This window comes from Burkholderia sp. FL-7-2-10-S1-D7 (assembly GCF_001524185.1).
Classification (GTDB): domain Bacteria; phylum Pseudomonadota; class Gammaproteobacteria; order Burkholderiales; family Burkholderiaceae; genus Burkholderia; species Burkholderia diffusa.
The window spans coordinates 1-23,173 of the sequence record NZ_LOWY01000057.1 but is presented as its reverse complement, the minus strand read 5'-3'; the positions used below and the strand labels follow the sequence as shown (position 1 = coordinate 23,173).

At 64.6% G+C, this 23,173-nt stretch carries 18 protein-coding genes and 2 pseudogenes; 5 read left to right on the top strand and 15 right to left on the bottom strand.

The window, feature by feature from the left end; all coding sequences use genetic code 11:
- Positions 1 to 2 precede the first annotated feature (2 nt).
- Entirely contained in the window at positions 3 to 953 is a 951-nt protein-coding gene (locus WS75_RS19235; protein ID WP_059682156.1) for an OmpA family protein, read from the top strand.
- Positions 954 to 1,049: 96 nt separating this feature from the next.
- Here WS75_RS19235 and WS75_RS19230 read toward each other — a convergent pair whose 3' ends face one another.
- From WS75_RS19230 to WS75_RS19170, 14 genes and pseudogenes are all read right to left on the bottom strand, one after another.
- On the bottom strand, positions 1,050 to 3,344 hold the full coding sequence (locus WS75_RS19230; RefSeq protein ID WP_059682154.1) for a DUF2235 domain-containing protein: 2,295 nt from the start codon (positions 3,342 to 3,344) through the stop codon (positions 1,050 to 1,052).
- Complete coding sequence (locus WS75_RS19225) at positions 3,337 to 4,188, bottom strand: DUF3304 domain-containing protein (protein ID WP_059682152.1); 852 nt, start codon at positions 4,186 to 4,188, stop codon at positions 3,337 to 3,339. Before WS75_RS19225 ends, WS75_RS19230 begins: the two co-directional genes overlap by 8 nt.
- Before the next feature lie 169 nt (positions 4,189 to 4,357).
- Positions 4,358 to 4,699, bottom strand: a pseudogene (locus WS75_RS34655) (DUF3304 domain-containing protein); the annotation flags it as partial.
- A gap of 13 nt (positions 4,700 to 4,712) precedes the next feature.
- Positions 4,713 to 5,762 (bottom strand): DUF4123 domain-containing protein, encoded by a 1,050-nt coding sequence (locus WS75_RS35205; RefSeq protein WP_059682150.1) that lies wholly within the window; start codon positions 5,760 to 5,762, stop codon positions 4,713 to 4,715.
- Complete coding sequence (locus tag WS75_RS19215) at positions 5,762 to 8,320, bottom strand: type VI secretion system Vgr family protein (RefSeq protein ID WP_059682149.1); 2,559 nt, start codon at positions 8,318 to 8,320, stop codon at positions 5,762 to 5,764. The genes WS75_RS35205 and WS75_RS19215 overlap by 1 nt, the downstream gene beginning before the upstream one ends.
- Before the next feature lie 67 nt (positions 8,321 to 8,387).
- On the bottom strand, positions 8,388 to 9,509 hold the full coding sequence (gene tssA / locus WS75_RS19210; RefSeq protein ID WP_059682147.1) for a type VI secretion system protein TssA: 1,122 nt from the start codon (positions 9,507 to 9,509) through the stop codon (positions 8,388 to 8,390).
- A gap of 43 nt (positions 9,510 to 9,552) precedes the next feature.
- Positions 9,553 to 12,222 (bottom strand): type VI secretion system ATPase TssH, encoded by a 2,670-nt coding sequence (gene tssH / locus WS75_RS19205; RefSeq protein WP_059682144.1) that lies wholly within the window; start codon positions 12,220 to 12,222, stop codon positions 9,553 to 9,555.
- A 43-nt stretch (positions 12,223 to 12,265) separates the two neighbouring features.
- The gene (tssG, locus tag WS75_RS19200; RefSeq protein ID WP_059682142.1) at positions 12,266 to 13,366 is read right to left on the bottom strand and encodes a type VI secretion system baseplate subunit TssG; all 1,101 of its coding nucleotides are present in this window, start codon (positions 13,364 to 13,366) and stop codon (positions 12,266 to 12,268) included.
- Positions 13,330 to 15,165 carry a type VI secretion system baseplate subunit TssF gene (gene tssF / locus WS75_RS19195; RefSeq protein ID WP_059682141.1) on the bottom strand — a complete coding sequence of 612 codons (1,836 nt, stop codon included), beginning with the start codon at positions 15,163 to 15,165 and terminating at the stop codon, positions 13,330 to 13,332. Before tssF ends, tssG begins: the two co-directional genes overlap by 37 nt.
- Positions 15,166 to 15,242: 77 nt before the next feature.
- Positions 15,243 to 15,728 carry a type VI secretion system baseplate subunit TssE gene (gene tssE / locus WS75_RS19190; RefSeq protein ID WP_059682139.1) on the bottom strand — a complete coding sequence of 162 codons (486 nt, stop codon included), beginning with the start codon at positions 15,726 to 15,728 and terminating at the stop codon, positions 15,243 to 15,245.
- A 62-nt stretch (positions 15,729 to 15,790) separates the two neighbouring features.
- Positions 15,791 to 16,294 carry an Hcp family type VI secretion system effector gene (locus WS75_RS19185; RefSeq protein WP_006477093.1) on the bottom strand — a complete coding sequence of 168 codons (504 nt, stop codon included), beginning with the start codon at positions 16,292 to 16,294 and terminating at the stop codon, positions 15,791 to 15,793.
- Positions 16,295 to 16,364: 70 nt separating this feature from the next.
- On the bottom strand, positions 16,365 to 17,855 hold the full coding sequence (tssC, locus tag WS75_RS19180; protein ID WP_059682137.1) for a type VI secretion system contractile sheath large subunit: 1,491 nt from the start codon (positions 17,853 to 17,855) through the stop codon (positions 16,365 to 16,367).
- A gap of 15 nt (positions 17,856 to 17,870) precedes the next feature.
- Complete coding sequence (gene tssB, locus WS75_RS19175) at positions 17,871 to 18,386, bottom strand: type VI secretion system contractile sheath small subunit (RefSeq protein ID WP_059682135.1); 516 nt, start codon at positions 18,384 to 18,386, stop codon at positions 17,871 to 17,873.
- A 44-nt stretch (positions 18,387 to 18,430) separates the two neighbouring features.
- Positions 18,431 to 19,066 carry a tetratricopeptide repeat protein gene (locus WS75_RS19170; protein WP_059682132.1) on the bottom strand — a complete coding sequence of 212 codons (636 nt, stop codon included), beginning with the start codon at positions 19,064 to 19,066 and terminating at the stop codon, positions 18,431 to 18,433.
- Between the two features lie 377 nt (positions 19,067 to 19,443).
- On the opposite strand from WS75_RS19170, the gene tssJ reads away from it, so the two are divergent.
- The 3 genes from tssJ (at position 19,444) to icmH (ending at position 22,284) form a co-directional block, all read left to right on the top strand.
- Positions 19,444 to 20,055: a type VI secretion system lipoprotein TssJ gene (tssJ, locus tag WS75_RS19165; protein ID WP_059682217.1), complete on the top strand. Its 612-nt coding sequence runs from the start codon at positions 19,444 to 19,446 to the stop codon at positions 20,053 to 20,055.
- Between the two features lie 103 nt (positions 20,056 to 20,158).
- Positions 20,159 to 21,505, top strand: a complete 1,347-nt coding sequence (tssK, locus tag WS75_RS19160) for a type VI secretion system baseplate subunit TssK (RefSeq protein ID WP_059682129.1) — start codon at positions 20,159 to 20,161, stop codon at positions 21,503 to 21,505.
- Positions 21,502 to 22,284: a type IVB secretion system protein IcmH/DotU gene (icmH, locus tag WS75_RS19155; RefSeq protein ID WP_059607861.1), complete on the top strand. Its 783-nt coding sequence runs from the start codon at positions 21,502 to 21,504 to the stop codon at positions 22,282 to 22,284. Before tssK ends, icmH begins: the two co-directional genes overlap by 4 nt.
- A gap of 86 nt (positions 22,285 to 22,370) precedes the next feature.
- Here the strand turns inward: icmH and WS75_RS19150 are convergent, their stop codons facing one another.
- A complete protein-coding gene (locus tag WS75_RS19150; RefSeq protein WP_059682126.1) occupies positions 22,371 to 22,688 on the bottom strand; it encodes a DUF7716 domain-containing protein in 318 nt (105 codons plus the stop codon).
- Between the two features lie 166 nt (positions 22,689 to 22,854).
- Here WS75_RS19150 and WS75_RS19145 point away from each other — a divergent pair.
- Positions 22,855 to 23,173: pseudogene (locus WS75_RS19145) on the top strand (hypothetical protein); the annotation flags it as partial.

Below are 23,173 nucleotides of genomic sequence, written 5' to 3'. Positions count from 1 at the left end.
GGATGCAACGTACGAATCACGTCCGGCGCATGCGCTTCTCGGCATTCGTTGCCGCCCTCGCCGCCGCCGGCCTCGTCGCCAGCGGTGCGGCCTACGCGCAGAACACTGGCGGCGCGACCGTCACGCCGATCGGCAACGGTACGGTTGCGACGACCGCGCTGCCGGCGAATGCGAACCCCGGCGCCGCGCCTGCTATCGCCTCCGGCACAGTGGTGCACGGCACGGCCGGCACGATCTCGCCACCGCCCGCGAACGCGACGCCCGGCCAGGTGGTGGTCGGCGGCAAGGTGCCCGACGAGGCGACCAAGGCCGCCGTGCTGCAGAAGCTGCGCGATACCTACGGCGCGGCGAATGTGGTCGACCAGATCGAGGTCGGCGACGTCGCGACGCCGCCGAACTGGAGCGCGAACGTGCAGAAGCTGCTCGGCGCGCAGCTCAAGCAGATCAGCAAGGGGCAACTGAAGATCAACGGCACGCAGATCGAGATGAAGGGCGAGGTGCACAACGAAGCGCAGCGCCAGCAGCTCGCGAGCGACATGGCGAACACGCTGAACCCGACCTATACGATCAAGAACGGGCTGCGCGTGTCGGCATCCGAGCAGGGTGTGCTCGACCAGACGCTCGCGAACCGGACGATCGAGTTCGAGACCGGCAGTGCGACGCTGACGCCGCAGGGCAAGCTGATCCTCGACCAGATGGCCGCCGCGCTCGCGAAGATGCAGAACCGCACGGTCGACATCATCGGCCACACCGACAACTCGGGGAACCGGACGTCGAACATCGCGCTGAGCCAGGCGCGCGCGGATGCGGTGAAGGGTTATCTGATCACGAAGAGCATCCCGCCGCAGCAGATGACGACGACGGGCGTCGGGCCGGATCAGCCGATCGCGCCGAATGACACGGCGGATGGGCGGGCCAGGAATCGGCGGATCGAGTTCCGGGTGGGGCAGTAGGCGGACCGCAGCCGGCTCCAGGCGGGCCGGCGTACGATCCGATGCGGGCGGCGACAGTCATGTCGCCGCCCGTTTTTCATGGGCGGAAGCCGGGCGTCAGTGAACGGGAGGTGTTGCGCCGCCCTTGTAGCTTTTCGCCCATTCCTGGCTCTGCTTGGCAGCCTGGTCGATGCGGGCGGCGACGCGGTCGTCTTTCTTGCGTTGTGCCGCTTCCTTGGCGAGATTGGTGACCCCGAACTCGTCCGTGTCCCGCGTCCGGAAGTACAGCGACGGCGCAAGCACATGGTCCTGCCAGCTCGTCAGCAACGTATCGTGGACGAGCATGTCGAACAGCGCCATCACGTCGGGCGGAAGCGGATTCTTGCCTTCGATGCCTTCCTTCCATGCCGACACGAGCTCCATTTCAGCTTCGGGCAGCATGGCTGACTCGACCGCTGCCGCGCTGGCCTTGTTATCAGAATCCCACGTGTCTGGCAGGTTTCGGATGCGCTCCGCGGATTGCTTCCAGCCGTCCTGGTACGTCGAGTGACGCAGTTTCTTGGCCGCTTCTTTCTCGAGACGCTCCCAGACCGTCGAGTAGTCTTTCGGCGCTTCCGCGATTACCTGCTCATAGCGCTTTTGCGCTGCGTCGCTCGCGGCCTTCATCCCCCGCAGCTTCTCCTGATCCGCCTGGCTGCGGCTGGCCAGCATGCTCATGTTGATGCCTTGTCGCTGCAGTTCCCAGTCGAGTTGCGACTTCGTCGTTTTGCGCTGCAAGTCGGCATCGCTCATGTTGCGCCTCCAGTCGGCGACCGGGTCCGAAATCGTGCGACGGAATTCGGGATCCATGTAGCGGGCGGCAATCCAGCGCATGAATATCTTCGAGTGCGCAACGAAGTCGACGCCGGCTTTGCGGGGCACGAGGGCGTAGTACGCGTCGACGAGTTGCTTGATGCGATATTGCTTGCCGTCTGCATTGATCGGCTGTGCAATCGTGAATTTCCGGAATGTGTCCGGCTTCTTGTCTCGCAGATCCTCCATCGTATCCATGACGGCCCCTGCCTTCAACGCCTCCAGCAGCATGTCTCGCAGAGGAATCCGCATCAACTCGGCGTTGAAGCCAAGCGAACCGTTGGGTGCGCCGCCAACGACATCGCAACTCGTACCCGGATAAAGGAATTGCTCGCCGCGGGTCTTCTCGAGACTGTCGAGACGCTGATAAAAGCGCATCTCGTGCGCTGCGGCAAAATGAACGCAGCGTTGCACACTGGCCGGTATGCCCAGGGCTCGATCCTTGTAGCTGGTCTTGATCATCCCCAGATACGGCACCATGCCGATCAGCTCGCCGGCCTCTTCCGACATGGCCGACGAAACAGCATCGAGCAGGCCGACAAACTTGATCTGAATCGATACGCCGTCAATGGCGAGATCCATGTCATCCCTGCGCTTGTATTTCTCCGCCAAGTCGTTGATGAACGCGCGCGCGAGCACGCACCCGCGGTCCGCGCCGAACACCGATACCTCGATGGCCCGGACCTTCGGCATCTGCTTCTTGACCGCGCGGTACGCCTCTTCGAACTGATCTTTGGCTGCGATCAACCGCGTATCGACACCCGTCCCGAAAGCCTTGGCCATGACGGAATTGTCACGCACGATCGGCACGTTCTCCATCGCTATGCCGACAAAAAGACTTCGCGCAACCGCCCAGCCCGCCTTCATCGGGGCGCCTTTGACGTTGTTCTTGAAATCGTTCTTCGCGTTGCGCCACAGCAGCGTTCCGGTCGCCTTGGTGCGTTCCCAATATCGCTCCGGCGACGCATTCACCACATTCATGACGCGCCGCGCCTGAGCGGGAATGCGCTCGATATCCTTCCGAAGATCCTGGAATGCCTTATCGATTGGTCGAAGCGAAAAATCCCCCTCGAGAAAGTTCTCAACGAACTGCTTCTTCACATCGTCGGCACGCTTTTTCACGCTGGCCTGTTTGATTGGCGTATTGACGCGCGTGAACGACTTGGCGACCGACTCCGCTCCGCTCAACGCTTTCTTGCCGCCCATCTTGGCCGCGGCTACGCCCGCATTGATCCATTCATTGGCCTTGGCTGACTCGTTGAGCGGCGTGCCCAGTCCCGAATAATAGAAACGGAACCAGAACTGATTGACCGGCCGATGCCTGTCGTCGTTGTCGCGGTGTGCTTCCCACAAACGGCAGATGTTCGAATATTGCGAGCTCGACTTGTCGTCAATATCGCGGCTTCTGCCGAACGCATCGAAGAAAAATCCCATGCGAATCGTCGCGCCACATGGCAAACAGTCCCCTTTCGGATACATGTTTGCGTCCTGGCAGACAAGCTGCATGTATGTGGACATCGGTGTCGCGTCATCCGGATCGAGCTTGATTCTCTCAGCCATGCTGCTTCTCCTCTACGCGCGGCGGCGGCACCAAGCCGTCGGGAATCGTCGGTACGTTCAACGGCTTGAACTTGCCGCTTGCCAGTTCGGCCAATACGTTCTTCGGCAGCGATTGCATCGACTTGGCGAACGCACCGGGCTTTCCGGCCGCAGCCCGCAAGATCCGCTGTACTTCCGGATGCGCATCGAATCGACTGTTCACGAGTAAACTGAAATACGCGTACTGCTCGAGGTCGTTCCGGTCGGTCAGTTGGTATTTCAGCCACCCAGTCGCGACGGCACGCGCAATGCGCCGATGCGACTGTCCATCCGTATCGTCGAATTTCTTGTCCAGTTGCTGCTGATAGTGCGTCGCCATCCATCGGGAAACATCTACGACCGGAATGCGCGATTCGTCCAGCAGTTGGCCGGGGAATTGAAACTCGACGTGACGATCCGGATAGAAATGAACTTCGAGAATCCGGTTGCCGACTTTCTCTGGAACGGCCGACGACGGCATCACGACCTTGGTCTCGACTTGCTGCGTATGCGAGTCGTCCATCGTCCATCGATCTGCGTCGTAGTACTTCCACTTGACCGTAAATTCGGTGCCCTTGAGCGTGTAGCAACACGCGACGCTGCCGCCACCTGCGCCCGGCGGATCGTCTCCGCCACCGCTTGCCTTGTTGCCGTATGCGTCGGTGATGGTGAAACCGTTCATGTTGTACGGCAGATAGTTCCGGCCCATGACCGAAATCCCGCTGTAGGTCGGCTCGGATTTACCACAGGCCGTCACGGCGGCGAACAACAGGCAAGTCGCCAGAACACGGCCCGTCATACGCGCCAATTTCGTTCCTCTGTGCATCGATGTTTCCCTTCTGAGTGACGCCTCGCCCGCCGCTCCGTGGCGAGCTAGCGCCTGTTTGCATCTTGATCGATCACCCTCGCGCACGGCTGGAAGCCCGTCCGGCATTCGATGCCGATGGACGCCTGCCCGCCCTGAGCGAACGTAGCCGACTCAGCCATGCCGCATCTCTGGCACCCGCATCGTCAGCCACCCGTGACTGCGGCATCGGCACCCTCGTCTCGGCATGGAACATTTGCTTGTCCCCTTTGTGCCATTGGTCGACATCGTAGTAGTTCCACTTGACGACACATTCCGTCCCCCTGCGCTTGTAGCAACATTCCACGCTACCGCCCCCAGCCCCCGGCGGATCGTCTCCGCCTCCGCTCGCCTTATTGCGGTATGCGTCGGTGATGGTGAAACCGTTCATGTTGTACGGCAGATAATTCCGGCCCATGACCGAAATCCCGTTGTAGGTCGGTTCCGACTTGCCGCACGCGCTCAAGCTCGAAGCCACCGCAAGCAGGCCCATCGCCCCCCCGGACCTATGCCACGTCACTACGCACCTCCAGCAACGCGCGCTCGTGCGCATCGCGAATCGCATCCCAGGTCGCATCGTCGATCGACGCCAGCGCCGCATCGACGCTCGTCTCTCCGCGCGACGCTGCTTCGAGCGACGACTTCACGGCCGGGTGCTCGTCGAACCGCGGCGCAACCTGCACACCGGTCACGACATAGCAGAGCAACCCGACCTCATCGGCAATCCCGTGCGCCGCCGCACGATCGAGCTGCTCGACGACCTGATCGTGAAGTTCGGCATCCGACAAGTGATCGACCACCGCCGCCATCGTCTCGCGAAACTTCAGCACGAGCTTGTCCGGATACCCGAGCTCGATCAACTGCGCATGCTGCTGCTCGCTCAGGCTCGGCGCATCGCCCCGCGGCATCGCGCCTTCGATCGCCGGCGCATCGTTGCGCCACACGACTTCGTCGAGCCGCCGATCGCGATACCGGATCTCGGCGAAAGGCGCAACGAACTGCCGCGCCTGCGTATCGCTCCACACCCGCCGCAAGCGTTCGAATACGTGGTTGTCGAAGAAGAACAGGTAGTACGAACGACCATTGGGCAACTTGTACTGCACGTAGTGGCGCAGATGCGCATCGAGTGCGTCGAACGTCCACGTCGACCACAGCCATGTCACCGCATGCAGATCGACCGCGTCCAGCCACAGCTGACGCAGCAGCCGATGCTGCTCGGCATGTTCGTCGTCGAGCGCGTCGCGATCGAACGCGATCAGGTATGGCGCGATATCCGTATAGGCATCGAGCCCGGTATCGATCCAGAGCGACGCATAGCGCAGGCCGCGCACCGCCGCGAGCTGCACATCCAGCTCCTGATAGCCGCGCGTATCGACGAGCACATAAAGCCGCATCGCCCTGCCGTCGTCGTCCGCCTGCGCCAGCGAAGCCTTCAGTGTTTCCAGGAACGCCGGCCAGGCCGGCTCGCGCGGATTCGGCGCGGTGTCGACGGCTTCGCTCGCCTCGACCGCATCGTCCCGATGGGCCACGTCGCCCGCGTCGTTGACGTCGTCCATCATTCGGCCTCGACCATCGATTCGCGCCCGCTATGCGCGTTCAACACGCATTGCTTGCACGTGCCGCCCGGCATCGCGGGCAGCGGATACGGCATGCTCGCCGGCCCGGCGAACGTGTGCTGCGCGCCCTTGAAATCGATCTTCCCCGGCGCGTGAATCTCGATGTTGCCGCCCTTGATCCGGATATACGCACCGCCCGAGGTCAGCAGGATCTCCTGTTTTGCGGCCACGTCGACATTCTCCGTCGCCGCCACCAGCTTCACGGCCTTCTGCGCGGTGACTTCGATATTGTCCGCATGGGCCTGCACTTCGACCTTGCCCTTTGCGGCGAAGAGCTTCATTCCGGCGTTCTGCGCGAACAGGCTGATGCGGTCGCGGATGCCGGCGATCAGCGACTTGCCGCTCGTGATGAAGGTGCTTTGACCGCTGACGATATTGGTCTGCCGGTCGCTCGCCAGGTGCACCGACCGCTGCGACGCCACCCCGATCCCCGCCGGGCTCGCGAACAGCATCACCGGCTCCTTGAACGCATTCGCACTCCCCGTCCCGCCGCCGGCGGTCCGGCCGCCCGACGACGCCCCCGCCACGCTCTCCTGCGTCGCGTCGGTGAACGTCTTCAGCGTATCGTGACCGTCGCCGAGGCTTTCCGCCTGATGCGCTTCGCTGACCTGCGACAACGACTCGATCAGCCCCTCGGCATTGACGAGCTGCTGTTGCGTCTCGCGCACGTCGAGCGGCTGGCTGTTCGCCTGCTTCGGATGCGTCGTGACGTACAGCCCCTGCCCGGCGCGCACGGCACCGTACGCATCCGTGCGCAAGTCGAACCCCGAACCGAGATACGCGCCCCGCGTGTTGCCGTTCTGCTCGATCAGGTAGCCGAGATGGAGAAGCGAATTCGCGCTGCTGCTGAACAGGCGAGCGCGGTTCTGGCCCGTCGCATCGTCGAGCACCATTTCGTTGTGACCGCCGCCCGCATACTCCTTCGAGCGAAATCCCGACAGGATGCCGTCGCTATGCCACTGCGGCTTAACGGCGCCGTTGTACACGCGATGCATGACGATCGGCCGGTCGCAGTCCCCGCCGAGATAGCCGATCAGTACTTCTTCGCCGACCCGAGGAATATGGACCGCGCCGTAGCCACCGCCGGTATCCGACTGCACGACACGCATCCAGCACGACGCGGTTTCGGTGCCCTCGTTCTGCCGGTCCCAGACGAACATGACCTTGATCCGGTTCAGCTCGTCCGTATACACCTCTTCGCCCTTCGGCCCGACGACGATGGCTGTCTCGAGCTGCATCACGGGCTTCTTGTGCTCGAACGGGCTGCGATACGGCACCGCTGCGCGCTGCGCTTCGACCTCGACGAGATAGAACCCGGCCGAACCGTCGTCATGACCGACCTCGAACGCCGCCGCCGCACCGTGTCCTGCTTTGGCCTGCGTGAGCCGGTCCTGCAGGCTGTGCGGGAAGTGCGCCTCGTGGTCCGACAGCGGCAAGTTGTTCTCGATGTAGCGCGTCACGCCGATCGCCGCAAACTCGCGATCGCCCTCCGGATCGCGGTCGTGCTCCGGATGATCGGTCAACGTGAAACGCCGGCCGGCATCAATCCCGCGCACGCCGCCTACGCCGAAAAAACGCTTCGCGCGCGACTCCCATTCCTCGAGGCGGATCTTCGACAGATGTTCGCCACGATCCTGGCCCGGATACGTATAGGCGCCCGTGTATTCGTAGATTTCCGCCTGATCCGGCAGATCGCCCTGGCCGGCCTTGGTCGGCAGCGTCGTGCCGTTCGGGTTGCCCGCGGACGACGGCGACTTGTAGTCGAACGTGCGCGTCGTGTGAAGCGTGCTCTGCAGCGTCCGCGACGCGGCCCATTGCGTGAAACCGGCGGTTTCGGTGCCCGTGCCCGAGCGGTCGAACGTGACGGTATTCGGCGACAGCGCATCGACCGCATGCAGGTCGTCGGTGATGACGAGCGTGTGCGCCTTCCCGTCTTCGTCGTGACGCCAGAAACCGAACAGCCCTTCGTCCTCCATCAGCCGATGCACGAAGTTCCAGTCCGTTTCACTCTGCCGGCAGTACGACCGCGACGGCAACGGCTTCGACAACGCGAACTGATATCTGCCCCTGGCCTGCTGATGCATGTCGAACACGTCGGAGAGAATCGCGTCGACCGGCTGGTCCTGCCAGTACCGCATGTCACTGCGGAACTTGAGGAAATGCATCCACGACGCGAAGCGCAGCTGGTAGCTCGACAGGCTGCCGTCGGCGCCGAGCCGCCGCGCCGTATGGATATAGCCGTTGATCGGCAGATACGACTTGTCTGCCTGCTGGATCCACAGCGTGATCGGCTGTGCAATCAGTGTCTTGAGCTCGACGTCGCTCGCGGTGGACACGAAGTCGAGCACCGCGCTGAAATCGCGCCCCAGCTCGGACCGCGTCACGGCGCGGCGCGGCACGAGCGCGTTATTCGGCAGCGACGGGATATCCGTCTTCAGCAGGCGGTCCTGCTGAATCAGGCCACCACGGATCGCCTGCGCCAGTTCGGTCACGTTCATGCGTCACCCTTCTTCTCGTTCATCGCGAACCCGCCGGGCCCGCGCTCTCAGGTCAACACTCCATCGCTCACGACTGCTCGTCGGGCTTCACTCCGAGCAGCTCGCGAATATGCGACAGCGACCCGTCGTCCTTCACGACGCTCTCGAGCCACTTGTGCAGCGGCATGTCGGCCCATTCGGCGGCCTTGTCCGCGAGATACGCGACCGGGCTGTGCGGTTCGGTCTGTCGGAAGTAGCGCGCGACGGCACGCAGCTGGTCGACGGCCTGTGCGCGGTTCTGGATGCCGGTGATCATCTGCGTCACCGGCGGACGCGGAACGGTCTGCGACTGCACGAGGGTCTCCTCGCTGTGGAACGTGTCGCCGAAGCTCGGCTCGATACGCTCGGGCTGCGCCTGAGGCGCCGCTTGCGTGTGCGGCGCGCTACCCGTATAACCCTGCTCGCGCGCGAAGCGCTCGACGAGCCGGTACACGGTCTCGAACGCGTCGCGCGCCTGCCGGAAGCTCGGCGCCGAATCGCCTGCGCGTTCGACGAGCCGCTCCTCGAACGCATCGAGCGCGAACTCGAACGCCTTCAGGTTCGCGAGCAACGCGGTGTAGAACGCAATGGGCGTCACGCGCCGCGACGCATCGACCTGCTCGACCGACGGTTTGCCGCGCGCGATGTCGTCCGCATGCTCGGGGTCGCGCCTCACGGCCTGCGCGACGTGCTGTGCGACTTCCCAGTCGAGCGTGGTAAACGCGTTCGACGCGCCGTCCGTCACCGGAATGCCGCGCAGCAGCTCGGCCGTGCGGCCGGACAGCCACGCGACGTTGCCGAGCCGGTATTCGACGTCGTCGCCTTCGGGCAGCGGATGCACGGTGTCCCAGTAGTCTCGGCACAGGCCTTCCAGCAGCGCATAACCTTCGGTGAGGCCGGTGATGCCGTCCTCCAGCGCGAGCGCCTCGGTCAGCCACACGGCGAGCCGCAGGTCCTTGGTACGCGTGCGCAGCAACTCGCCCGCGTGATCGACGACGAAGCCCCAGTCGGCCTCCTTGATCTCGGTCACCCATTCGCCCTGGTCGAGCGTCGGATCGTCGTAGCGCCGCGCGTCCTGGATCGCGTCGAATTCGTTCGAGAACAGCAGGTCGTCGCCGCTGGGCGACGCATCGCTGATCGGCGTCAGCAGCTCGGGGAGATTGATCGGCATGGTTCAGTGAATCCGTTGATGCATGAGATGTCGCGCGCGGGGCTCATTCGACGGTGTACGCGAATTCGCCGGCTTCGTCCGCGCGCACCGCGATGCGCGCGATGGCCGCGCCGTCGGCGATCCGGCCGAGCACGTGGCCCGCGATCTCCGGCAGCAGCGTGCCGTTCAGGATATGGTCGACGTTGCGGGCGCCCGAATCGACCTCGGTGCAGCGCGCAAGCACCGCATCGACGAGCGACTCGTCCCATTCGAACGCAGCCTTGTGGTTCGCCTCGATGCGGCGGCGGATCCGGTCCAGCTTCAGCTCGATGATCTCGGCCAGCACGTCGTCGGAAATCGGGTAGTACGGCACGACCTTCATCCGGCCGAGGAACGCCGGCTTGAAGGTCTTGTACAGCTGCGGGCGCAGCGCCTCGGCGAGCGCGTCCGGATCGGGCAGCTCCTCGGCCGGCTTGTTCAGGCATGCCTGCATCACCGCCGCCGACCCGACGTTCGACGTCAGGATGATCAGCGTGTTGCGGAAGTCGATCTCGCGCCCTTCGGCGTCGTCCATCGTGCCCTTGTCGAACACCTGGAAGAACATCTCGAGCACGTCCGGGTGCGCCTTCTCGACCTCGTCGAGCAGCACGACGGAATACGGGTTGCGGCGTACGGCCTCGGTCAGCACGCCGCCTTCGCCGTAGCCGACGTAGCCCGGTGGAGAACCCTTCAGACCCGACACGCTGTGCGCTTCCTGGTATTCGCTCATGTTGATCGTGACCATCTTGCGCTCGCCGCCGTACAGGATGTCGGCCAGCGCGAGCGCGGTCTCGGTCTTGCCGACGCCCGACGGCCCGACGAACATGAACACGCCGCGCGGCTTGTTCGGATCCTCGAGGTTCGCGGTCGCAGTGCGCACGCGCTGCGCGATCGCTTCGAGCGCATGGTCCTGGCCGATCACGCGCGCGGTGAGCAGCGGCTGCAGGTTCAGCACCGTGTCGATCTCGTCCTTCACCATCCGGCCGAGCGGAATGCCCGTCCAGGCCGCGACGATCTCGGCGACGACGTGGCCGTCGACCTGCAGCGGCACCATCGGCTCGCCGCCCTGCAGCGCGTGCAGCGCCGCGACGCGCTCGGCGAGCTTGTCGCGGGTCGCTTGCACGTCGACCGGCTGACCGTCCTCCGACGGGCCGCGTGCCTTGTCGAGCGCTTCGCGCAACTCGGTGATCTCGGCGACGATCGCGCGCTCGGCTTCATAGCGCGCTTCGTCCTCGGTCAATTGCGCGAGCGCCGTGTCGCGCATGCCGCGCAGTTCGCCGAGCCGCTCGTCGTGCGACGCCCCGCCCGCCGCCTCACGTTCCAGCGAAGCGATTTCCGCGTCGATCCGCTCGATGCGCTTCTTCGTGTCGTCGATCGCGGCCGGCGTCGCGCTGTGCGCGAGCGCGACCTTCGCGCACGCGGTGTCGAGCACGCTGATCGCCTTGTCCGGCAGCTGGCGGCCGCTGATGTAGCGATGCGACAGGCGCACGGCCTCGGTGATCGCGTCGTCGAGGATCCGCACGTTGAAGTGCTTCTCCATCAGCCCGGACATCCCGCGCAGCATCGCGGCCGCGAGCGGTTCGCTCGGCTCCTCGACCTTCACGACCTGGAAGCGCCGCGCGAGCGCGGCATCCTTCTCGAAGTACTTCTTGTATTCGCTCCACGTCGTCGCGGCGATCGTGCGCAGCTCGCCGCGCGCGAGCGCCGGCTTCAGCAGGTTCGCCGCGTCGTTCTGGCCGGCCTGGCCGCCCGCGCCGATGATCGTGTGCGCCTCGTCGATGAACAGGATGATCGGGTGCGCGCTCTTCTTCACCTCGTCGATCACGCTCTTCAGGCGGTTCTCGAACTCGCCCTTCACGCTCGCACCGGCCTGCAGCAGCCCCATGTCGAGCACGTGCAGCGCGACGCCACGCAGCGGCGGCGGTACGTCGTCGGCGGCGATCCGCAGCGCGAGCCCTTCGACGACGGCGGTTTTGCCGACGCCCGCCTCGCCGGTCATGATCGGGTTGTTCTGGCGGCGGCGCATCAGGATGTCGATCGCCTGGCGGATCTCGGCTTCGCGGCCGATCACCGGATCGATCTTGCCGTCGCGCGCGCGCTGCGTGAGGTTGGTCGTGTACGTGTCGAGCGCGGGCGTCTTCGACGGGCCGGCCGCGGGCGCGGCGCCGTCGGCGGCCGGCGCCATGCCGCCGTCGTCGGTATCAGCCTGGCGCGGCTCGGCCTCGCTCGACCCGGCCATGATCTCGTCGAACTTGTGCTTCAGGTCCGTCACGTTCATTTCCGCGAACTGCGACGACATGCGCTGCGCGAACTGCGCGAGATCGGGCGCGGTCAGCAGCGCGAGCAGCAGGTGCCCCGAGCGGATGCGGCCGAGCTGCGAATCGAGCGACGCAATCAGCCATGCCTGCTCGAACAGCGCGATCAGGTGCACGGAGAACACCGGCGTGCGCGTGTTGCCCGTCTTCAGGCGCGTGAGTTCGCGCTCGAGATCGGCACGCAGCGCATGCGGATCGACGCGGCTCGCGCGCAGCGCGAGCGGCAGGTCGCCCGTCGCCTCGTCGAGCAGCGCGAGGAACAGGTGCTCCAGATCGACCTCGTAGTGGCCGCGCGCCAGGCACGCGCTCGCCGCGCGCTCGGTCGCGTGCCGGCACAGCGGATTCAGTTTCGTGATCAGGGTCTTCAGAGGCGTGCTCATGGCGTCGATCTCAGGTTCGATTGCGTGTTGTTGTCGTTCGGAATCAGTGAATCACGTGCAGTTCGTAGCGGGCGTCCGAGCGGTCGTCGACCGCGTCGCGCGTGCAGAGGAACGCGTCCCAGCCGAGCCGCGAGCCGGCGCCGAGCACGCTCGCGCCGACCTCGGTGCGCTTCAGCACGAGCTTCACCTCGTATTCGAGCGTGACGCCGGCGAGCAGCGTGAGCATCCGCTCGAGCGCGACGGCCTGCGCGCCGCCGGGCAGGAATGCCTCGTAGTCGCGCTTGGACAGCGGGCCGATGACGATCCGCGCGCGCATGTCGCGCTGCCAGACGCGTTCGCCGACGAGCGCCGTCGCGCCGAGCACCGCGTTGACTTCGCCGAGCACGCTCAGTTGGTCGGGCGGCACGTCGTACCACTTGCCGACGAACTGGTCGATCTTCACCGGCACGCGGAAATAGTCGGACAGCGTGCGCTGCAGGTACGCGGCCGACATCGGCCGGTGCCGCGCGGCGAGCGCGTAGCCGGCGACGGCCTCGTCGAGCACGCCGCCCGCGCCGGCCGCGAGGCTGTCGCGCACCTCGTCGCTCGGCACGCCGGCGATCGCGAGCAGCAGCGGCAGGTAGCGCTCGTCGCGATCGAGCTCGTAATGGAACGGCAGCCGGTATTTCTTCCACGCCGCGTAGAACAGCGCGGTCGCGCGGTTCGAGAACACGTCGAAGAACGCGCGCGCCGCATGGTCGCGCTTCAGGTGCTCGCGCGCGACGATCTGCTCGGTGTAGTGCAGTGGCAGCGCGCCCTGCCCGCCCAGCAGCCCGAAGAACGCCGGCGTCAGCTCGACGTGGCCGAGCTCGCCGGCCGCGAGCGCGGCGCCGCGCTGCTCGCCCGAGTCGAGCAGCGTGCCGTCGTCGTCAAACGAGCGCGCGCCCTCGATCTCGCTCGGCGGAAAACCGAGCGACAGCGTGTTGCGGAATTCGATGCGCTGCGCGACGACGTCGCCCTGCCGCCATGCGCCGGGGGCATCCGACGCCTGCCGCGCGAACAGCCCCTCGAGCACGCGCACCGCCTGGAAGAACTCGAAGCGGTGCGGCTCGTCGAGCAGCGCGTCGACTACGCCAGGATCGATTCGCCGGTTCGGGGCTTGCATCGGATGATCTCCTCGCCGGTGCGCTTCGACACCACGACTAGTTGAACGAAACTGTTGAGGTGGACGTAAAGCCCGAAGAAGCTGTCGAGCACGCGCACGAACGATGCGAGGCTCGCGCCGACGAAGTGCTCCTCGTCGATCGTCAGGCGGATCTCGATGCCGCGCACGAAGGTCGCGAACGGCTTGCCGGGCAGCCACTGCACGGCGCCGCGCTGCTCGACGCCGACGAGGCCGTCGATCTGGCGCATCGACACCGCCGTGCGCCGCAGGTCGTACAGCGTCAGCATTTCCTTGAGCGGCGCGAGGCCGTGCGCGACCAGCGACACGTGGTTCAGCGCCAGATGCGACACGAGCCGCCAGTGTGCGGCGCGACCGCGCTCGAAGCGCACGCTCTGCGTCGGGCGCCTCAGCAGCGAGATGCCGCTCGTCTGCGCGCCGCCTTCCTGGAACAGGTCGCCGCCTTCGAGCCCGAACGCGAGCATCGACGGCAGGTCGCGGTTCGTGCAGGTGAGGTCGAGGCTCAGCGTGTCGGTTTGCGGCGACGTCGGCTCGAAATCGATGTCGACGATCGAGATCTCGGTTTCATAGCCTGGGCTCTTCTGCGCGACCCAGTCGTTGCGGCGCGCGAACCAGTAATGGCCGATCCGCGCCGCCTCGCCGTGATGCAGCGAATAGAACGGCCGGAACTCGATCACCGATTCCTCGTGCGCCTGCTGCCTGACGAGCTTCACCGAATCGATCGAGTACACCTCGTACGCGAACGCGCGCCTCGCCTCGGCGATCACCGGGTACGACACCGCGCGGTGCGTGATGCGGATCGGCTCGCCGTGCTGGCGGAACAGGTTGACGATCGGCGTGCAGAACAGCCGGAAATGGCTAGCCGTCAGCAGCTCGAGCAACCGCGCGACGTGCGAATCGCTGCGCACGTCCTGCAGCACGAGATGCAGCGTCGCGCGCTGGCAGCGGCCCGACGCGCGCGCGATCGCCGCGAGGTCGAAATCGACGAAGTCGAACTTGTCGGGGAACGCGAAATATTCGGTGAGCAGGCGATACGCGGGATGCGATTTCGCCGGATAGTCGATCAGTGCGTCGTCTTCGTCGAAGCCGGCCTGCGTGATCGGCAGCTTGCGCAGCGCGGTCCAGCGGCCGTTGCGTTCGGGCTCGACATACGCGCCGAGCACGTTGACGAACAAGCAGTCGGTCAGCGCGGCGACGAACGACTGCTCGCCGTGCAGGTGCGCACGCAGCGTCGGCACCTTCAGCGCGCCGAGATCGAGCTGCGCGGCGAGCGATTCGAACGTGATCGAGATCACGCCCGTCGCGTTGGACGGCAGCACCGTCGCGCTCGGCGCGAGCGCGACCGGCGTGTAGCGCGCTTCCGAGATGCGGATCGGCGCGAGCGTCACGTCGTAGGCGGTGCGGAAGCGGCACTGCACGCCGCGGATCGGGCGGCTCTTCAGCTCGGTGCCGCGGTCGATCACGACCGGTTCGGTCTGCTGGCCGGGCGAAGCCGGCGTGAACTGCGCGATCGAGCACGACGGGAACGGCCGCAGGTAGTGCGGATACAGCACTTCCAGCAGCGCTTCGGTGAATTCCGGGTAGTCGTCGTCGAGCTTCTTGTTGATGCGCGCGCCGAGCAGCGCGAACGACTCGATCATCCGCTCGACGTGCGGATCCTCGCAGTGCTCGCCGGACAACGCGAGCCGCGCAGCGATCTTCGGATAACGTTCCGCGAAATCTCGCGAATAGCGCCGCAAAAACGATAATTCGCGCTCGTAGTACGGCAGCAATTCTTCCATCGACGACCCCGAACCTCAATATTTCCTGCCGGACCCTGAACCATCACCGGGCGGTCCGGCCCGCTCGGCGGCTTGATTTACAGCATTCTGGCCGCGCGCGTCCGCGTGACCGAGTACTGCAGCGTCGACGGCTGCAGCATCGCGTCGAAACTCACCGGCTCCTCGGCCGGATGCACGACGAGCAGTGCCTGGATCGCGAAGTACAGCGCGTTGGTCGACTGCTCGTTCAGCTCGAACGTCACCTGCACCTGCTGCAGCCGCGGCTCGTGGCGCGCGATGGCCTGCTGGATCGACTTGCAGATGAACGCGCGGTCGTAGTGGCTCGCGAGGCTCAGCCCCGCGAAATCGTTCAGCCCGTAGGTCAGCACCGATTTCTGGCATTCCGGCAGCGCGGCCAGCTCGATCTCGGTGTGCGCGATACGGGTGTTGAGGATCGCCTCGACGTCGCGGGCGACCGTGTTCTTCAGCTCGTCCAGCGACAATTGCCGCATCGCGGCCGGGGCCGGCAGGTGCGGTTCGTCGTCGAACAGCTTGTCGAGAAAACTGGGTTCGAATCGTTTCATCGGCCGGCGTGCACAGCGAAAACGGCAACGGGACGCCGCGCGCCCCGTTGCCGCATCCGACCTTAGACCGCGTAGGTCTTGTCGTTCTTCGTCAGGCTCCAGGCGCCCTGCGTGTTGCCGCCCTGGTTGCCGCCGATCTTCTGCTGGGTCTGCTTCCACTGCACGGCCGCGTACTTCAGCGAGAACGTCTCGAGCGGCAGACCTTCTTCGCGAACGCTCGGAGCGATGCTCGAGATGATCACGTACTTGAGCTTCACTTCCAGATACTGCACGCGCTTGCCTTCACCGTCCGCGCGCGAGAAATGGACCGTCACTTCATCGAACGTGGTGCCGCCCGATGCGTGCTGATACAGCAGCGGGCTCGACGAATCGATTTCCTTCGTGAAAATCATGTCGCCGTGCTCGCAACGCGTCATCGTGTGACCGCCTGCGGTCGATGCCGTTGCCGAACGCGGCTGAACGATCGAGTGATCCCACGATTTCAGCTCGATCCAGCCCTGATGGTCTTTGTCCGCGGATTCGCCCTTCACCGCCGGACTACCAAACTGCAAGTGCATGTGTAACATGGCCCTTCGACTCCCCAAAGAGGTGGTTTTAACGTCCTACCCAGGCGGCCCGCCCGGGCGATTAGCTCGCTTATGAATTTGCCGGTTTGGGCAGATCAGCGACAAGTCGCAGAGAAATCGAGAGTTCGTCGAGCTGAAAGTGCGGACGCAGGAACGCGACCGAACGATACGAGCCCGGCTTGCCCGGAATCTCCGACACTTGTATGGATGCCTCGCGCAGTGGGAATTGCGCCTTCTGTTCCTGCGACGCGTTGTCGTCGAGCAGGACGTACTGCGAAATCCACCGGTTGAGGAAAGTCTCCACGTTCTGCGCCGATGCGAAGCTGCCGATCTTGTCCCGCATCATCGCCTTCAGGTAGTGCGCGACGCGCGATACCGAGAAGATGTACTGAAGCTGGGCGGACAGGACGGCGTTCGCATTCGCGCTGTCGGTGCTGTATTTTTTCGGTTTCTGCACCGATTGCGCGGCGAAAAACGCAGCGTAATCCGAGTTCTTGCAATGCACGAGCGGGATGAAGCCGAGGTCGCTCAGCTCCTTCTCGCGGCGATCGGTGATCGCGATTTCGGTCGGGCACTTCAGCGCCACTTCACCGTCGTCGGTCTTGAACGTGTGCGTCGGCAGATCCTCGACGAGGCCGCCGCCTTCGACGCCGCGAATCGCGGCGCACCAGCCGAAGTCGTCGAACGCAGCCGTCAGGCGTGCCGCGAAGGCCCACGCCGCGTTGCACCACAGGTACTTGTCGTGCTCGGTGCCGTCGACCTCCTCGACGAAGTTGAAGTTCTCAGCGGTCTGGCCGTCCTTCGGATTGAACGGCAGGCGGCCGAGGAAGCGCGGCAGCGTCAGGCCGACGTAGCGCGAATCTTCGGCGTCGCGGAACGATTTCCACTTCGCGTATTCGACCGTGTCGAACACCTTGCCGAGGTCGCGCGGCTTGCCGAGGTCGGAGAACGACTCGAGGCCGAGCAGCTCCGGCGACGCCGACGCGATGAACGGCGCGTGCGCGGCCGCCGCGACGTGCGACATCTGCTCGATGAAGTACATGTCTTCCGGCTGGCGCGAGATCTCGTAATCGCCGATCAGCGCACCGAACGGCGAGCCGCCGAACGTGCCGAACTCTTCTTCGTAGACCTTCTTGAACAGCGCGCTCTGATCGAACTCGCTCGCGCCCTTGAAGTCGCGCACGAGGTCGCGCTTCGGCGCGTGCAGCGCCTTGATCTTGATCGTCTGGCCGGTGTTGCTTTCCTTGACCAGGTAGTCCAACCCGCGCCACGTGCTTTCCAGGCGCTGGAATTCCGGCGCGTGCATCACGGCGGACAGCTGCGTGGAGATCAGGCGGTCGAGTTCCGCGACGCGCGCGTCAATCGTCGCCGACAGGTTGTCCGACACGATCACCGTGCCGTCGAGCACCTGGTGCACGAGTTCGCCGATCAGGTCCTTCGCGCGCGCATGCTCGGAATCGGATTTCGCGACCTTGCTCTTCTCGACGATATCGTCGAGCAGCGAAGTCCCGGCGGCGTATTCCGCGCCGCTCGCTTGGGCCGCAGCCGTTTGCTGGTTCATCTCAACACTCCGTCGTCATTCGCCGTCTTTGTCGCCGCCGGTGCCCCTCGCGAGCTCCTGCAGCTGCTGCGTGTTCTTCAGCACCTCGGACAGCAGATCCTCGAGCTTGTCGTTGCCGGCGAGCTTGTTGCGCAGGTCGGCGAGCTTCGAGCGCGCCTCGAGCAGGCGGCGCAGCGGCTCGACCTGTTCGACGACTTCGTCCGGGTTGAAATCCGACAGCGAACGAAACTTCAGGTCGACCGCGAACTTGCCGCCTTCCGGGCTCAGGCGGTTTTCCACCTGGAACGCGGCGCGCGGCTCGATCGCCTTCATCACGTCGTCGAAGTTGTCACGGTCGATGTTGACGAACTTGCGGTCGCGCAGCTTCGGCTGCTCGACTTCCGACTGGCCAGCCAGATCGCCGACGACCCCGACGACGAACGGCAGTTCCTTCACCTCGATCGCGTCGCCCTTCTCGACCTCGTAGGTCAGCTGGACGCGCGGCGGCCGTATTTTCTGCAAGCTTTTCTGAATGCTTTCTTTCTTGGCCATCTCGACGGCTCCCAGGTTAGTTGTGGTTATCGCGTCAGTTGCGGTCAGTTGCGCAGCGCGCTGAACGGATCGGCGCCGCCCTTTTGCGGCGCGGCCGGCGGCGTCGGCGCGGTGGTTGCTGCTGCGGCTGCCTCGACTGCCGGCGCCGCGCCGGCCTTCGGACGGTGAATCACGCGGCGCGCCGTACGCGTCTTCGTGGTCCGCTGCTCCGGCGGGAACAGCGCCGATTCGCCGAGCGTGTCGCGCAGTTGCTTCGCGAGTGCCTGCGCGTCCGACTTCGCATCGCCCGCGAGCGATGCATCCTGGCGCAGCTCGCCGAGCGACTGCGTCGCGATCCGCAGCCCCGCGACGGCGAGCACGCTCTTCGCCTGACGGTCGGTCGCGTCGCGCTGCAGTGCCTCCTGCGCGGCGACGATCGCCTGGCCATAGTGGTTCTGGGCAAACTGGATCTGCGCGATGCGCGACCACGGTTCCTCGCGCGTCGGATCCGACTTCGCGAGCTGCTGGTACAGGCCGAGCGCCTTGTCCTGGTCACCCGACTTCGCAACGGCGTCCGCATCGGCAAGCGACTTGTTGAACACCTCGGCAGTCGGCGGCGCAGGCGGCTGGCTCGCACAACCGGCGATCACGCCGCAGGCCAGCACTACCCCAGACAATTTTGCGAAGAGACGGTCTTTCATCGTTATATCCACCGGCGCGTGAGTATTAAAATCGTTGAGAATCTGGTTCTTTTGCTTTGCAAGAAGCGCGCGGGTATAGTACCGATCAATTTTTCATAATTCAATCGCTGCGTGAAGAGTAATTCCTTTTAAAACCGTGCGCTACCTCCTCGAAACGTCTCCGGCAACGGCCCGGCGGCGGCCTTTCCATCGACGGGAATGCGCAAGTTTTACTTGCTCGACAACGCTTCGTGCAGGCACCGGAAAAAAATTCCGGAACCGCAATGCGTCGCACGTGTGCTTAATAGTTGAACGGCAGATTAGCCGGCATTCGCGGTGAACGCGGAAATGCCCGGTAGTTTTGACAGGGGAGTTAAAGGCGGCACGCCGGAAACATGATGAGATCGTCCATGATTCGCTATGCGCTGCCGCTGATCGCCTGCGCGCTCCTGGCCGGATGCGCGGCCGCCCCGCTGCTCGGCTCCGCCGCGAGCGCCGTGATGCAGGCCGCCGGCGTCGGCAAGCCCGAACTGCCGGATGCCCAGAAGCCGCCGCGCAACATCGGGCTCACGCTCGCCGCCGCGCCGAACCTCAACGCCGCGAACGATCGCAAGCCGCTCGCATTGGTGGTGCGGCTCTACGCGCTGAAGGATCCGACTTCATTCCAGCAAGCGCCGTTCGATGCATTCACCGATCCGGCCAAGGAAAAGGCCGCACTGGGCACCGATCTGCTGAACGTGCGTGAAATCACGCTGATTCCGGGCCAGCGCTATACGGCGACCGAAAAAGTGTCGCGCGAAGCGCAGGCATTCGGCATCGTCGCACTGTTTCGCGATCCCGCCATCCAGCGCTGGAAACTGACGTTCGACCCGGCGAAGTCGGAGAAATCCGGCATAATCGTCGGCCTGCATAATTGCGCGATGACGGTCACCGATGGCTCCGTCATCGCACCGCAACAGGGTGCGCCTTCACAACCGCTGAATTTGCTTTCGTCGGTCACCTGCGGTTAAGCATGACGCACGAATGTCAATTAACAAGAGTTAACAAATTGGCGATTTAATTCGGGCACGAACAAATCGATTACATCGCAACGCGACATTAACCGGATTTGACATGAGTTATTCGGCCAAGGTGCTTTGGGGGGAAGGGCTGTTCCTCCGGCCCCAACATTTTCAGCGGCAGGACGCCTACCACGAGGCGCGCCTGTTCGAATCCATCCAGGCGATCCAGCCGTACAACTGGGGCGTGCGCTCGGTGCGCATCGACCGCGATGCGCTCGGCAGCAACGTGCTGCGCGTGGCCGAGCTTGCGCTCGTGTTCCCGGACGGCGCGCTGTATGCCGCGCCGCAAGCCGACGACCTGCCGCCGCCGATCGCGCTGGACACGCTGCCCGACGGCATCAACGAATTCGTGTTCTACCTCGCGCTGCACCCGCTGCGCGAGAACGGCACCAACTACAGCGACGATCCGGCCGCCGGCTTCATGACGCGTTTCGTCAGCGAGCAGACGAGCGTGGCCGACAACTTCACCGACGCCGCCGAAGCCGACATCACGTTCCTCAAGACGCAGGTCAAGCTGATCGCGCACAGCGAGCCGCGCGACCAGCTGCTGTCGGTGCCGCTCGTGCGCGTGCGCCGCACCGCGACGTCCGGCTTCGAGATCGACGACAGCTTCGTGCCGCCGTGCCTCGCGATCGACGCTTCGCCGATCCTGCACCAGCGGCTGCGCCAGCTCGTCGACGCGCTGCAGGCGAAGGTGAATGCGCTGTACGGTTTTCACCGCGAGCCGTCGAAGAACATCATCGAATTCCGTTCGGGCGACATCGCGTCGTTCTGGCTGCTGCACACCGCAAACGCCGCGTTCGCGACGCTCGCGCACCTGCACCAGCATGCGGCGCTGCATCCGGAGCGGCTGTTCCAGGAACTGCTGCGCCTCGCGGGCCAGCTGATGACGTTTTCGAAGGGCTACACGCTTGCCGACCTGCCCGTGTATCGCCATGACGATCCGGGGCCGAGCTTCGCGCGCCTCGACCTGATGCTGCGCGAATTGCTCGACACCGTGATCTCGACGCGCTACTTCGCGATCACGCTCGACGAGGTGCGTCCGTCGTTCCACCTCGGCCGCCTCGATTCGGGCAAGATCGACGACAAGACCGAGTTCTACCTGGCCGTGTCCGCGGACATGCCCAACGTCGAGCTCATCGACGCGGTGCCGGCCCGCTTCAAGGTCGGCGCACCCGACGATGTCGACAAGCTGGTGCTGTCGGCCATGCCGGGCGTGCGGCTGTCGTACATGCCGCAGGTGCCGCCCGCGATTCCGGTGCGACCCGGTGCGTGCTATTTCCAGCTTGATTCGCGCGGCGCGCTCTACGAGCGCATGCTGCAGGCCCAGTCCGCGATGATCTACGCGCCGACTGGCATCAATGACCTGAAATTCGAACTGATCGCGGTCACATCATGAGCTACGCGCCTTCTCTGTTCGGCGACAACGCGCCGGCCCCGCTGCATACCCCGGCGTCGACCGACGCCGCGTTCCAGGCCCGTTCGCTGCTCGACCTGCTGTACGACGGGTTTTTCATGCTGTTCCTGCTCAAGAACGGTCGCGAGCCGGACAGCGCGAGCGAATTCAGCACGAAGATCCAGGAGTTTCTGTCGGATTTCGAGCGCGGCGCGAAGAAGCTCAACATTCCGGCCGAGGACGTGTATGGCGCGAAGTTCGCGTACTGCGCGGCCGTCGACGAGATGGTGCTGTCTTCGCAGTTCAAGATCCGCACCGACTGGGAGCGCCGGCCGCTGCAACTCGTGCTGTTCGGCGAGCAGCTCGCGGGGGAGAAATTCTTTCAGTATCTCGAGGAATGTCGGGCGCAGGGCGCGGCGCGGTTGCAGTCGCTTGAGGTCTTTCACATGTGCCTGCTGCTCGGGTTCCAGGGCAAGTATCTGCTCGAAGGGCCGGAGAAGCTCGCTTACCTCACCGCGCGGCTGGGGGACGAGATCGCGCATATGAAGGGGAAGCGCGCCGCGTTCGCTCCGCATTGGCCGCTGCCGGATCAGATCGCGCATCGGTTGAAGCGCGAGGTGCCGGTCTGGGCGATCGGGGCGGTGTTCGCGCTTGTGGCCCTGCTCGGGTATCTCGGGCTCAATACCTATCTGAAGGACAAGACGCTGCAGGCGTTGGCGCCTTACTCGCAAGTCATCAAGGTGGGCCCGGAGTCGGCGAATTTGACGATTTCGCTGCCTTGAGGGGCGCGCTTCGCTTCGGCGCCGATGCTTCTTGAAGAAAGGACCGCTTGGCGGTCCTTTTTTACTGTGGCACGTGGCGCGCGTCGTCAGAGCAGAATGAATTCGTCGTTGTCGACGTAGAACACGAATGCGTCGAGCAATTGCGCGACGCTCGGTTCGTCAACCTGATCATGTGAGTTGATCACTATGTCCTCGATCGTCGCGCTGTTCAGCGTGACGCGCCAGCCGGGCTGCGGTGCGGTGACGGGAGGCGTGCCAGTCTCCGGGACGTCTGCGCCTTCGGCAAATGCGCCCTCGGTGTCGAGCGTCCACGGCATCGGTGGCAGGCAGAGCCATCCGGAGAAATCGCCCGGGTGCTCGAGAATGTGTTTCAGCGACGCGGTGGTCGTGATGGTGGTCGACATGGGTGGTGCGGTGGTAACGGGGGGAATGCGTTGCGGAAATCGTGAAATCACGGTGGCAAACCGTGATTATGCCGATTCCCGGATGGCGAGATTGGCCAGCGGTCGTTTGTCGGGGGCCTGTCGGTAATTTCGTGTTCAAGGCATATGACGCTCAGAAGGCGACTTTATGCCTCGCAAACCGAAGGCCAAACCGGTAGACCTGCCGGCGACTCCCGCCGAGTTGGTCGAACAATTCGGCAACGGTCCGATGAACGCTGCAGCGATCAACGCCGCAACGCTGGCCCTCAAGAAGGCGCTGATCGAGCGGGCGCTGGGCGCCGAGATGAGCCACCATCGCGACTACCCGCCTAATGCGGCTGAGCCGAGCGCCGTAACCAACCAGCGCAATGGCACGGGCGTCGTATTCCCTGACCTGCGGCGGAATTTTGTAGCCAGTCAGGCAGTGAGTCTCGCGTCGATATTATCGGAATCCAGCCAGGCTCGAC

Excerpts from the sequence above, each read along its gene's own strand:
- WS75_RS19225 (WP_059682152.1), bottom strand. The coding sequence starts at position 4,188 with ATGCACAGAGGAACGAAATTGGCGCGTATGACGGGCCGTGTTCTGGCG.
- tssG (WP_059682142.1), bottom strand. The coding sequence starts at position 13,366 with ATGCAAGCCCCGAACCGGCGAATCGATCCTGGCGTAGTCGACGCGCTG.
- tssK (WP_059682129.1), top strand. The coding sequence starts at position 20,159 with ATGAGTTATTCGGCCAAGGTGCTTTGGGGGGAAGGGCTGTTCCTCCGG.
- tssF (WP_059682141.1), bottom strand. The coding sequence starts at position 15,165 with ATGGAAGAATTGCTGCCGTACTACGAGCGCGAATTATCGTTTTTGCGG.
- tssA (WP_059682147.1), bottom strand. The coding sequence starts at position 9,509 with ATGCCGATCAATCTCCCCGAGCTGCTGACGCCGATCAGCGATGCGTCG.
- tssH (WP_059682144.1), bottom strand. The coding sequence starts at position 12,222 with ATGAGCACGCCTCTGAAGACCCTGATCACGAAACTGAATCCGCTGTGC.
- tssJ (WP_059682217.1), top strand. The coding sequence starts at position 19,444 with ATGAGATCGTCCATGATTCGCTATGCGCTGCCGCTGATCGCCTGCGCG.
- WS75_RS19150 (WP_059682126.1), bottom strand. The coding sequence starts at position 22,688 with ATGTCGACCACCATCACGACCACCGCGTCGCTGAAACACATTCTCGAG.
- WS75_RS19235 (WP_059682156.1), top strand. The coding sequence starts at position 3 with ATGCAACGTACGAATCACGTCCGGCGCATGCGCTTCTCGGCATTCGTT.
- WS75_RS19215 (WP_059682149.1), bottom strand. The coding sequence starts at position 8,320 with ATGAACGTGACCGAACTGGCGCAGGCGATCCGTGGTGGCCTGATTCAG.
- WS75_RS19185 (WP_006477093.1), bottom strand. The coding sequence starts at position 16,294 with ATGTTACACATGCACTTGCAGTTTGGTAGTCCGGCGGTGAAGGGCGAA.
- tssE (WP_059682139.1), bottom strand. The coding sequence starts at position 15,728 with ATGAAACGATTCGAACCCAGTTTTCTCGACAAGCTGTTCGACGACGAA.
- WS75_RS35205 (WP_059682150.1), bottom strand. The coding sequence starts at position 5,762 with ATGGACGACGTCAACGACGCGGGCGACGTGGCCCATCGGGACGATGCG.
- tssC (WP_059682137.1), bottom strand. The coding sequence starts at position 17,855 with ATGAACCAGCAAACGGCTGCGGCCCAAGCGAGCGGCGCGGAATACGCC.
- tssB (WP_059682135.1), bottom strand. The coding sequence starts at position 18,386 with ATGGCCAAGAAAGAAAGCATTCAGAAAAGCTTGCAGAAAATACGGCCG.
- WS75_RS19170 (WP_059682132.1), bottom strand. The coding sequence starts at position 19,066 with ATGAAAGACCGTCTCTTCGCAAAATTGTCTGGGGTAGTGCTGGCCTGC.
- WS75_RS19230 (WP_059682154.1), bottom strand. The coding sequence starts at position 3,344 with ATGGCTGAGAGAATCAAGCTCGATCCGGATGACGCGACACCGATGTCC.
- icmH (WP_059607861.1), top strand. The coding sequence starts at position 21,502 with ATGAGCTACGCGCCTTCTCTGTTCGGCGACAACGCGCCGGCCCCGCTG.